Here is a 10,950-nt window from a genome sequence, read left to right as displayed (position 1 = left end):
AATTTGATTCAGATTGTACTACTTCTTTAGAATTTTTAAGAGAGCTAAATATAGATTAAAGTATTGAAAATAAAGGGGTCATAGATGGTCAGGAAAATCCTTAGCGTTGTTATTCCGCGTTTTCCTGACGGGACCCCTTATTGGTAATTTTTTTTCTATTATCTGTTGCAATTGCCTCTTTAAAAATGGTTGTATTGAAAATATATCTATTTCTTGATAATTTTGATCTAAAATAAAAATAGTTTTTATTTCAATAACTTCATTGTCAGGAAGAGTAAAATAGTTTATAAAAATTGTATGGAGTTCTTTAGGTGGAGTTTTCATTTCTAAAAATGATTTTTTTATAATCATTTTTAATTTAGTATATAAATCATTTCCTAAAGAATTAAAAAATCCACTAGCTACAGCTACAACAGCAAAACTAATAATAATTTCTGGAGTAAATTCAAAAGATTTTTTTACAATATTTTTTACTTCTAAATTTAATTTTTCTTCATCATCCATCAATTCATTTTTTATTAATTCGTTTAAATATTTATTTTTTGTAAAATTTCTATCAAACGATATTGTATTTTTTTTAGGAATATCAATTTTCATTTCTTTAGATTTTTTTATAACCCCTAGATTTTTTTCTGTAAATATTTCTAATTTTGCAAATAAATAGCTTTCATTTTCAAAGTCAACAACTTTAGCATTAATCCATTTTCCAATAGGAGGATTTTTAAAATCATGTTCTTTAAATATTGGAAGAGAACAGTTTTTTAAATTTTTTTCTACTTGGATTAAAGCTTCTCTTGTCATTTTTTCATTATGTTTATCTAATAATGTATTTGAAACCATGTGCCAAAACTCAATTGTCGCTATTAAAGAATAAATATTTTCATTTTTTATTATTTCTGTTTTTACAACATTTCCTACTTTTAATATTTTTTCTTTTTTTTCATCATTTTCAAGTTTTAATTCAATAAATTTTATCTTTTTATCAAATAATTTTTTTTTAAATTTTAAATTTTTTTCACTTGTACTTTTTTCAATTAAAAATTTTGTAAACACATATCTCTCCTCACTTGAATTTGATAATTTTACTTTGTATACAATAATTAAATATTAAAAAATCTGCTAAGAACCTTTAATTTATTCTCAGCAGATTTTTACTTAATCAATTTTTAATAATTATTTTTTTATTTTATTAATCGATATTTCATAACCCATTTCATATAAAGAATTAACTAAAAATTCTAAAGATGGATTTATTAAATTTTTTTCTAATCTAGATATAGCTTGTTGTGTAGTTCCTAATTTTTTAGATAATTCAGTCTGAGTTAGATTATTTTCTTTTCTATAAGTTAGAAATATTGATATTACTTTCATAATAGCTTTTTCTTTTTCAAATTTTTCAGCTAATTCAGAATCTTTTAATATTTCATTCTTCCAATCACTCATACTTGTTTTTTTCATTTTGGACTCCTTCTATTTTTCTTTCCTACTAAATAAATTAATTATAATAAAAAGCCCGTTTTTATACCTTCTTTTCTCAAAAATATTCTTTTGTCTACTCTTGTAATTACTTTCATCATTAAATCATCTCCTCCTCTTTGGCTATTAAATTGTAGTTTTACTTCTCCTCGTGCTTTGATAGGCTATTTTCCTATTAAATTTCCTCATTATAAATTACACTAATATTTTAGTTAGGCTGCAACTCGAAAGAAATAATTTTGGAGAAAGAATCCTCTTCCTCCTTTAAACTATTCTCCTCTTTTTCTCATAATTTCTAAAGTTTTAGATGGGAACTTGTTTACATCTTTCTTCAAAATGCCAACAACTAAAATTTCAGAATCCTTAATCATATAAAAAACTCTTACATCCTCATATTTTAGTTCCATTAATGGATCATGAGCTTTTATTTTCTTAGTCTGATTTGGAATAAATCCATTCAACTCTTCTAATAAAATAAGTTTTTTCATAATCTCATAGATAAAAAACTTTCCTCTTTTTAGCCCTACTAATTCTTTTTTGAAATATGATAAAATTTCAATTTTCATTGATAAACCTCCTAAAATATTTGAAATAACATCACATTTAAATTGTTGCTATTTAAACATTTTAAAGAGACAAACACCTTTATTGTGATGTCTGTAATTTATAATTATTTACACAACAATTATACACCGTAATCGATGTTTATGTCAATGATTATTTTTTTAAAAAATAATCTTAAATAAACACGTTAATCACAATGAATAAAAAATTTTGACAATATGAATATTTTAAAGTATATATTAAAATCATAGAACATAATTTTATTATTTAGGAGGAGTTTAAAATGATCAAGTTTATTGTAAACAGAGAAAAAGATGACGACAAATATCAAGTTCATAATTTAGGTTGCAGTAATAGACCTTTAAGTAATTTCTTTTATGTTGAAGCTCAAAATCTAGATAGTGCTATTAAGAAAGCTGAACAATTAACTGGAAATAAGTATTATCCTTGCAAAGTTTGTAAATAATTTAAAAATAAAAAAGGAGAATAATTTTTTATTCTCCTTTTTTATTTTTTATAAATTTCACTTCTATGTCCTACTTCAAGAACTAATATAGTCAATACATCGTCATGGATATTACAAAGTAATCTATAGTTACCTACTCTGTATCTCCAAAATCCTTTTTTATTTCCTACTAATGCTTTTCCATGTGCTTTAGGATTATTACAATCAACAAGATTTTTTTTAATCCATTTTAAAATAATTGTTTGAACTGATTTATCTAATTTTTTTAAATGTCCTAAAGATGTTTCTGAAAATTCAACTTTATATTTAATCATAAATCAATTCCTAATTCCTCAATTACACTATCAAAAGAGTAAGTTTTTTGATTTGATTCTACATGAGTTTTATAAGCATTTTCAGCAACTTTTAAATCATATTCTTCTTCCAATCTTTCAAAAACAATTTTTTTTATATAGCTAGAAAGTCCAACACCTTCAAAATCAGCAACTTTTTTTAATAATAGCTCTTCATCGGTATTTAATCTAACAGAAATAATTGACATAAAAAACCTCCCTCAATATTTTGTATTACAATTGTAATACTTATTTTGGTTATTTACAAGAGTTTTTTTATTAATTTTAAGCTAAAAATATCATTTAACCCAGTAAATACAAAGCAAATCTAAATTTTAGTAAAAACTCTGAAATTTCTTAATTTTTTTTAATAATTAAAAAAATAGTAAATTCTTTGTAAAATGGATTTTAAGCTATGTCGAATTATTGATATGAGTATTTTATGCTAAAATGTGATGAAATCGTTTTTTAATGTGTTTTAGAGCTTTTAAATACGGTTTAGAATGTGATTTTAGAATTTGGAATTCGTTATTTTTTGATTTTAAGTCTTTTTTTGTTTTATAAAATTTTAAAAAATTCAAATTTTTTTTCCTCGCGTAAGCGTATCTTTAGAATCTTTTTTTCTTTAAATTCCTTTAAAGACTTTCGGTATCAATCTAAGTCAATAAAATCAAATGAAATTTGATGCTATAGGGTAGAAAATCCAAAGGTTAAGGGTAGAAAATCCAAAGGTTAAGGGTAGAAAATCCAAAGGTTAAGGGTAGAAAATCCAAAAATTAAGGGTAGAAAATCCAAAAATTAAGGGTAGTTTTAAAATTGACAAACTACCCTTTTTTATTTATAATTAATTTAAGGGTAGAAAATCCAATTAAAAAACTGGAGGAAAATATGTCTAAAACTGAAAAACTTGAATTAAAACATCATAAAGATTTTCATGGAATACAATTTCAAGATTTTAATGTAAAAGAAAGAAATTTAGTATTTGCATTATGTTATAAATTAATGAATCAAGAAAGCAATTTATTAGAATTTGATGTAAAAGAGATAGCAAGAATTAGTAATTATACTCCAACAAAAGCAGGAGATAATATCTATAAATCATTAGAAGAAACATATAAGAGAATAAAAAATGCGAGTATAGTTGTAAAAAAAGAAAATGGAGTAAAACATTTTGTTTTATTTACTGTTTTTGAAACTTTTGAAGATAAAGGATTAGTAAAAATAAGAGTAAATGATGAATACAGATACTTATTAAATCAAGTAGCAAAACCTTTTACAATTCAAGATGTTTTAGAATATACAAGTTTAGGGAGTGGTTATTCACAACTCATGTATTCTTTTTTAAAAGAATGGGAAAAATCTAAAAATATTGAGTTTAAAATTGATAAATTTAGAGAATTATTAGGTATTCCTAAAGGGTATAGAATTTCTGAAATTGATAAATTTGTTTTAGCTCCTATATTTAGAGAACTTCCTGAATTTTTTCCTAATTTGAAATTAGAAAAAATTAAAACAGGTAGAAGTGTTACAAGTTTAAAATTTACTTGGAGTGGAAAAGTAGAAAAAATAGCTTCTCAAAAAAAGTATGATGTAATAGATATAATTGAAATTTCAGATAAAGTAAATAAAACTCTAGAAAAAGCAAAGAAAAATAGATTTATTGCCCCTTTATTAACAATAGATAATATTGAAATATTAGTTCAAATGTTCCAAGAAAAAGACCTTATAAAAGGTTTAAATTGGTCATATAGGGAAATTAAACAAGAGATAAAAAGTTTAAATTATTTAATTAAATCTATAAAAACAGGAATGGAGCAAAAAGAAAAAAAATTAGTTGTAAAAACTGTTCCTGAAGTTGTCCAAGAACAAGAAATAAAAGAAGAAATTTTAAAAGAAAATAACTTAGATTTAGAAAAAGATCAAGAGCTTAGAATTACAGAAATTGAAAAAATTACAAAAGATGAATATGAAGAACTTTATAAGAAATTTTTACAAGAACAAAATACAGAGCATAATCTATTAACAAGAAAAGGTTTTGATATTGCTAATAAAAATAAATATGAAATTATAGAAAATAAAAAACAAAAGATTCAAGAAGAATTAGTAAGTTCAATTTATAAAATTTTTATGGTAGAAAATAAACTAGAAGAAAGTTTAGAATCAAAGAAATTATTTGATGAATATTTAGAAAAAAATTATATTTTAACAAATGATTTTGAAAGTAAAGAAGAGTGGAATAATTTCTTAGAGTTTCAAGATGAGGTTTTAAATAAAGAAGGATATTTAACAACAAAAGAATTAAATCAAGATTTAACATATGATGAATACAAAGAACATTTAGAAAGCGAAACTGAAGATGATTATAATTCTTTAGGAGAAGTTCTTTTATCTAATGAATCATTAAAAGAAAACTTCCAAGAACAAAAGACACCTTTGAATGATGAAACTTTATTAGAAGAAATTAAAATTAGAGAGCAATTTTCAGAACTATTTAAAAATAGAGAAGATTATAATTTAGCGTGGCTAAAAAATCAAATAGAATTAGAAGAACTTAAACAAATTTTAAATAAGAAAAAAAACAAAACTGAAGTTAAAAAATTAGAGAATATTGAAATAGAAAAATTATTATCTAAAAAAGGAACTCCATTAAAAGGGGGAGCATTAGTTGCAAGATTAGAAAAAATTGCAAGGGATGAAAATATAAAAATTCAATATAAAGATAAAATAATTGGAGAGTAAAAGAGGGAAAAATAATCCCTCTTTTTTTTATATTTCAATTGAAGTTTCTAAATCAAAGTGATATAATTAGAATATAATGCACGCTTAAGCATGTCTCAATTTTGAGACATGCACACGTGTTGGGAGAGGACTCCCAAACCCTCCATTAAAGGGTTAGAAAACCTCATATTTTTTTCAAAAATAAGATGTTCTCTAACCCTTTAATGGAACAAGGTAAATTTTTTCAAAATTTGATTATAAGGAGGTACCAATTGAAGGTACATCATGTTTGTATTGAAACATCAACATATAATGAATCAATATTTTTTTATACTAAAATTTTAAATTTTTCATTAAAAAAAGAAACTCCTAATTTTCACGGAAGAGATTATAATTCATGGCTAGAATTGAATGGTTTTTATATTGAGTTACAAACACCTAAAAATACGGATGAGAAAGAATCTTCTCAAAATATAACTGGACTTGTTCATATCTGTTTTTTTGTAGATAATATAGTCCAAGAATTAGAAAGAATTAAATCGGTTTATAATAAATTTAAATTAAAAAACAATGAAATTTTATATAATGTTGAGGGAGGATTTCTCTTTAAATTAATTGCTCCAGAAGGTACAATTATTGAAATTAGAGATAATCCTTTATTTTAAGAGATAGTTAAAAATCATAAATTGGGAGGTGTGCTTACATGGCTGAATATAGATTACATTATAAGACTGGAAAAGTAGGGTATAGTAAAGCTCATGCTGAGTACATCTTAAGAGAAAATAAATACAGTAAAAAAGAAGATTTAGTATATAAAGAATCGGGAAATATGGATTGTATTATTGATGGGACATCAGCAGTTGAATTTTGGCAAGGTGCTGATGAATACGAAAGAATTAATGCAATTACATATAGAGAATTGGAGTTAAATATTCCTAATGAATTAAGCTATGAACAAGGAGTTAAACTTGTTCAAGATTTTGTAAAAACTGAAATAGGAAATAGTCATCCTTATTCGTTTGCTATCCATGAATCACATAATAAAGATGGTGAGAAAAATATTCATTGTCATCTTATGTTTTCTGAAAGAGAACTTGATGGAATTAATAGAGAACTGCCTAAGTTTTTTAAACAAGCCTATACTAAAAAACCCGAAATAGGGGGAGCTAAAAGAAATAGAAAATGGCAAACTAAAGAACAGTTATTACATATTAGAAAATCATGGGAAATTTTATCTAATCAAGCATTAGAAAAAAATGGATTCGAGGAAAGAGTTTCTTGCGAATCTTTAAAGAAACAAAGAGAGGTTGCTTTAGAAAAAGGTGATTATTTAAAAGCTGAACTTTTAAACAGAACTCCAGTTAATATATCGGGAATTACTTTACAAAAAGAAAAAAGATTAGGATTAGAAAAACTAACTTCTGAAGAACAAGAGAAGTTCAAAGAATATAAACAAGCTAAGGAATTAAGAGAAATTAAGAAAAGAGAGCTTGAAATTAAAAGGAAAAATATTATCCCAACAAAAGAAGAATGTAAATCTAAATTAGTTAAAATCTTAAATACAACTGAAGAGGACATAAAGTTAAAAGCACTAAACATAATAACAAAAGGTGCTTTTTATTCGCATTCAAAAAATTTAAGAAAAATTGAAAATCAATTATTAATTGATCCATTGAACGAACATCTAAAAAAGCAAGAAAAAGAGATTAAGGAATCTATTGATTCTTTAAAATTAGAAACTGAAAATACACCTAGATGTATTAGAATTATAGAGCAATTAAATAGAGATTTAGAAAAAGAAAAATCAATTTATGAAAACGCTGCAAAAATTTATAATTTAGATATTTCTAATAATTTGGATGAAAAAAATCTGTTTAAATTCTATGAAAATAAATATAAAAATGTTCCAGTAGATTCTTTAGAGTTTAGAATAAAAGAGATTGAATCGGAAAATACTAGAGAATTAGCTAAGAATGTATTAACTAATTTTAGATTAGAGGGTATCACAAAAGATATAATGGTTAATGAACAATTAAAAGAATCTTTAACTAATAAAATGCAAACTCAATTGATGATGGGTGAAAGAGATGGATATAAAGAGTCTAATTTAAAACTAAAAGAAATTACTGAAAAGTTAGATTACAGATATAAAGAATATGATTCTATTATTGATGGTTTAGAAAAGCAAAAATTAAAAGTTGATAGATTAGAAAAAGAAATTAAAACTAAAACATCAGAGGAACTGAAAGCTATAAAATCAGTTATTGGAAAAGCTCCAGTAAAAGAACCTAACTTAAAAAGCTATATAGAAAATTTAGTTAAGCTAGAGAAAGTTAAAAGTTCTTATGAGTATTATTCTAAAAATAATCAAGATGAAAAATATAATGCAATTCTTTATAAACAAAGAGTTAGTATAATGGCTTATGAAAATTCATTACTAGAAAAAGAGAAAACTATAGTTCCAAATAAAACAAAATTTGAAACTGAAGCTAAAGCTCTTTCTCAAAATTGTGAAATAAGCATTAAAAAGCTAAATAACGGCATTGAAACCTTAGAGAAGGGAAAAGACAAGTTAAGTAAACTAGTAGCCCCAAAAAGGTTAGATAACGGCTTTAAATCGGTTGAATTATTTGCTATTAATAAACTTACTAAAGGTGAATATAATAAAGTGTTCTTTGAGGGTAAAAAATTATCTAAAGATATTTCTACCCTAGAAAAAGAATTTAGTGGAATAAGTAAATTAAACTTTATAAAGAGGTCATCTTTATCTAAAGAAATTGATACACTAAAAACTAAATATCAAAACATTAAAGTGTCTGAAGAAAATTTATTAAAAAAATATAAGGATTCACAGATTTTAAAAGATGTTTCTAGCCAAATAGAAAAGAGCTTTAGACAAGCCCAAAAGATAGTTGATAAAGAAATTAGAATAAGTAAAGATGATTTAAATATTCAGTATTTAACTAAAAGAAAATTAAATGAAATAGGGACTAAAGAAAAAGATTTTAAACCTTATGTTAAAAATAAATCTGTTCAAATTCAAAAAGATTTTAAACATACATTGGGAGGATTGAAAAAAGTTTTAATCCAGGAAAAATCACCAAAAATAAATAATTTAGAGATAAAACTACAAAAAGAAAAAGAAGGATGGGAACTGTAAAAAAACGACCTCGTAAAATCGATTTTAAGCCCCTTCAAAAAATATAGCCTTGTGTTTATACCCTTGAAAATACAGGGAAAATGGTATAATAAATCCATTACAAAAATTTAGCTTTAATTATTGGATTTAAGTACAGAAAAAAGAGGGAAATTTTCTTTTTTCCTCTTTTTTAGTTGGATGAAAAAAAAAGATCCATTCGTTACTCTCATTGGAACTTATTTTTTCACCCTCGTAAAATAATAAAAAATTAAGGAGGGTCAATTTGATGGAATTTTTAAAAACTTTAAATCTATTTTTACAACCTATCACTGTTATACTATTGTTATTTGTAATAATTAAATTAAACAAAAAATAATCTATATGGAGGTTATAAATGAAAAAAGTAAATGATAGCTCCATTCTTATAGTAAAAGGTGAAATAGCCAAACAAATTCAAAAGGAAGCTCTTTCTAAACCTACAAAAAAAGCCTTAGAAAGAAATGAGAAAGCCTCCAAACTTGTAGATTATCTTAGAGGATAAATAAAAAATAGAGAGATTTGCACATCTCTCTATTTTCTTTGGGTTTTATTCCTTGTTCAGCTTTGTGCTAAAATTATAAAATATTTAAATCTAAAAATCAAGGTGGTAATTATGTTTGCGTTAAATTCAACTAATGAAATTATTCATATAAAAAATGCTTTAGTTAAAACAGATTATTATTGTGCTAATTGTGGTGGTATATTAAGAGTTCGAAATGGAACAATTAAAGTTAAACATTTTTACCATTTATCAAAAGACTGTGGAGATAAGGGAGAAAGTCTTATTCATAAATATTGGAAAGAATATTTTTCAACTTTAAATGAATTTGATAACTATAATATAGTCGCATCAAAAACAGAAGTATATCTGCTAAAAGGAACTTATATTCCTGATATAGTTTTAAAAACAGATAGTGGAAATTATTTAATTATAGAAATTTGTTATAAAAATCCTAAGACAACTGAATACTTTGAAAAATATAGAAAATTATCAAAATTAGAAAAAGTTTATGAAATTGAAGTTGATTTTGATGAAGTTATAGAAACTAAAATCTTGTATGATAAATTTGAAGTTGATAATTTATATAACGAACTTGAAATGGCTAAAAGTTACATAAGTAATTATTCTAAAAATGGTGGAATAGTATATTATGAACCCGAAATATATCACCCAATAGAACTTGATTTAAAATTACATAAAGATGTTAAAATGGCTTATAGATGGAGTTATAATCCTGAAACGAAAAAAAAATATAAATATCCTTATAAAAATTCGATAATTCGCACAAAAGTAAAAATTTATTTAAAAAAATCTACAGAACTTTATGGAGAATTAACAACAATTCCTTTTTATGCTTATATTTATAACGAAAGAGAACTCATAAATTATCTTTATAATGATGAATTAGGTTGTCTTTATATTAAATTTTCAAAATATGAAAAAGAAGTAAATGTATGTGTTTGTATTTTCGATCAAAAAAATTAAAACATGTTAAACACAATAACAAACATTATATAAATTTAATAACTCTAAGAGATGTTGACAATGTCAACAAGAAGATGTATAATCCATATACAAACTAAAAACAATCAATGTTGGAAACTTCATTGTACGGAAAAGAGCTAGAGGTGAGAAACTAGCTCTTTTCTAATTTTTTGTACTATGATATAATCTTTCCTAGTGGTTACCTACCCTAGAAAGGGGGTGAAGTTTCCGAATGAAAAGATTGTTTTTAGTTATAGTCCTTTTTTTACTACTAGTTAAAAAAGGGTACTAGGTAATCACTGACTAGGTGTCTCACCCACCTAGTCTTTTTTTAGCATTTTTTTGCTTTCATAAGCATCGATTAGAATATCTAAAAGACCCATCAGTAAAATGCGTTTTTACAAAGATAAAAAAATTAAGAGTTAATCGAACCTAATAAAATCAAAGACTTATTATTTAGAGTTTATTTTCTTCTAACATTTTTCTAAAAATAACATCATCTTTTACTTCATAAGGGTCTCCATATTTAGTAAGAGAATACCCAAAATTAATTTCTTTATTTTTTTCAACTATATTTACAATAGTTCTTATTGGGGTCCCATCAGGAAAACGCGGAATAACAACGCTAAGGATTTTCCTGACCATTGATGCCCCCTTTATTTTCAATGTATTTCGACCATTTTTCATTCAAAAATTTTCTCAAGTAATCTAATTAGAGTTATTTCCATCT

Annotated in this window: 12 protein-coding genes; 6 read left to right on the top strand and 6 right to left on the bottom strand. The window is 24.3% G+C overall.

The window, feature by feature from the left end; all coding sequences use genetic code 11:
• Positions 1 to 78: 78 nt before the first annotated feature.
• The 3 genes from ACRC8M_RS07355 to ACRC8M_RS07345 all read right to left on the bottom strand — a co-directional run bounded on the left by ACRC8M_RS07355 (position 79) and on the right by ACRC8M_RS07345 (position 2,042).
• A complete protein-coding gene (locus ACRC8M_RS07355; protein WP_438528543.1) occupies positions 79 to 1,053 on the bottom strand; it encodes a hypothetical protein in 975 nt (324 codons plus the stop codon).
• A 120-nt stretch (positions 1,054 to 1,173) separates the two neighbouring features.
• Complete coding sequence (locus ACRC8M_RS07350; RefSeq protein ID WP_438528542.1) at positions 1,174 to 1,458, bottom strand: helix-turn-helix domain-containing protein; 285 nt, start codon at positions 1,456 to 1,458, stop codon at positions 1,174 to 1,176.
• A gap of 287 nt (positions 1,459 to 1,745) precedes the next feature.
• The gene (locus tag ACRC8M_RS07345) at positions 1,746 to 2,042 is read right to left on the bottom strand and encodes a hypothetical protein (protein WP_438528541.1); all 297 of its coding nucleotides are present in this window, start codon (positions 2,040 to 2,042) and stop codon (positions 1,746 to 1,748) included.
• Between the two features lie 281 nt (positions 2,043 to 2,323).
• Here ACRC8M_RS07345 and ACRC8M_RS07340 point away from each other — a divergent pair, with 281 nt between their 5' ends.
• On the top strand, positions 2,324 to 2,506 hold the full coding sequence (locus tag ACRC8M_RS07340; RefSeq protein ID WP_438528540.1) for a hypothetical protein: 183 nt from the start codon (positions 2,324 to 2,326) through the stop codon (positions 2,504 to 2,506).
• Positions 2,507 to 2,547: 41 nt separating this feature from the next.
• Here ACRC8M_RS07340 and ACRC8M_RS07335 read toward each other — a convergent pair whose 3' ends face one another.
• Complete coding sequence (locus tag ACRC8M_RS07335) at positions 2,548 to 2,817, bottom strand: type II toxin-antitoxin system RelE family toxin (protein ID WP_291943758.1); 270 nt, start codon at positions 2,815 to 2,817, stop codon at positions 2,548 to 2,550.
• The gene (relB, locus tag ACRC8M_RS07330; RefSeq protein ID WP_047396597.1) at positions 2,817 to 3,047 is read right to left on the bottom strand and encodes a type II toxin-antitoxin system RelB family antitoxin; all 231 of its coding nucleotides are present in this window, start codon (positions 3,045 to 3,047) and stop codon (positions 2,817 to 2,819) included. The genes ACRC8M_RS07335 and relB overlap by 1 nt, the downstream gene beginning before the upstream one ends.
• A 679-nt stretch (positions 3,048 to 3,726) precedes the next feature.
• On the opposite strand from relB, the gene ACRC8M_RS07325 reads away from it, so the two are divergent.
• The 5 genes from ACRC8M_RS07325 (at position 3,727) to ACRC8M_RS07305 (ending at position 10,220) form a co-directional block, all read left to right on the top strand.
• Entirely contained in the window at positions 3,727 to 5,577 is a 1,851-nt protein-coding gene (locus ACRC8M_RS07325) for a replication initiation protein (protein ID WP_438528539.1), read from the top strand.
• A 251-nt stretch (positions 5,578 to 5,828) separates the two neighbouring features.
• Entirely contained in the window at positions 5,829 to 6,221 is a 393-nt protein-coding gene (locus tag ACRC8M_RS07320) for a VOC family protein (RefSeq protein WP_438528538.1), read from the top strand.
• Between the two features lie 38 nt (positions 6,222 to 6,259).
• Entirely contained in the window at positions 6,260 to 8,716 is a 2,457-nt protein-coding gene (locus ACRC8M_RS07315; protein ID WP_438528537.1) for a MobA/MobL family protein, read from the top strand.
• Between the two features lie 373 nt (positions 8,717 to 9,089).
• Positions 9,090 to 9,236: a hypothetical protein gene (locus ACRC8M_RS07310; RefSeq protein WP_438528536.1), complete on the top strand. Its 147-nt coding sequence runs from the start codon at positions 9,090 to 9,092 to the stop codon at positions 9,234 to 9,236.
• 111 nt (positions 9,237 to 9,347) lie between these two features.
• Complete coding sequence (locus tag ACRC8M_RS07305) at positions 9,348 to 10,220, top strand: competence protein CoiA family protein (RefSeq protein ID WP_438517746.1); 873 nt, start codon at positions 9,348 to 9,350, stop codon at positions 10,218 to 10,220.
• A gap of 456 nt (positions 10,221 to 10,676) precedes the next feature.
• On the opposite strand, the gene ACRC8M_RS07300 is transcribed toward ACRC8M_RS07305, so the two are convergent.
• On the bottom strand, positions 10,677 to 10,865 hold the full coding sequence (locus ACRC8M_RS07300) for a hypothetical protein (RefSeq protein WP_438528535.1): 189 nt from the start codon (positions 10,863 to 10,865) through the stop codon (positions 10,677 to 10,679).
• Positions 10,866 to 10,950 lie beyond the last annotated feature (85 nt).

It is taken from the genome of Cetobacterium sp., assembly GCF_051653945.1.
Classification (GTDB): domain Bacteria; phylum Fusobacteriota; class Fusobacteriia; order Fusobacteriales; family Fusobacteriaceae; genus Cetobacterium_A.
Note: the sequence above shows the minus strand (reverse complement) of the source record. Positions and strands in the feature narration are given on the sequence as shown.

Coding starts and splice junctions, on each gene's coding strand:
- ACRC8M_RS07350 (WP_438528542.1), bottom strand. CDS start 1,458: ATGAAAAAAACAAGTATGAGTGATTGGAAGAATGAAATATTAAAAGAT.
- ACRC8M_RS07345 (WP_438528541.1), bottom strand. CDS start 2,042: ATGAAAATTGAAATTTTATCATATTTCAAAAAAGAATTAGTAGGGCTA.
- ACRC8M_RS07340 (WP_438528540.1), top strand. CDS start 2,324: ATGATCAAGTTTATTGTAAACAGAGAAAAAGATGACGACAAATATCAA.
- relB (WP_047396597.1), bottom strand. CDS start 3,047: ATGTCAATTATTTCTGTTAGATTAAATACCGATGAAGAGCTATTATTA.
- ACRC8M_RS07325 (WP_438528539.1), top strand. CDS start 3,727: ATGTCTAAAACTGAAAAACTTGAATTAAAACATCATAAAGATTTTCAT.
- ACRC8M_RS07315 (WP_438528537.1), top strand. CDS start 6,260: ATGGCTGAATATAGATTACATTATAAGACTGGAAAAGTAGGGTATAGT.
- ACRC8M_RS07310 (WP_438528536.1), top strand. CDS start 9,090: ATGAAAAAAGTAAATGATAGCTCCATTCTTATAGTAAAAGGTGAAATA.
- ACRC8M_RS07305 (WP_438517746.1), top strand. CDS start 9,348: ATGTTTGCGTTAAATTCAACTAATGAAATTATTCATATAAAAAATGCT.
- ACRC8M_RS07300 (WP_438528535.1), bottom strand. CDS start 10,865: ATGGTCAGGAAAATCCTTAGCGTTGTTATTCCGCGTTTTCCTGATGGG.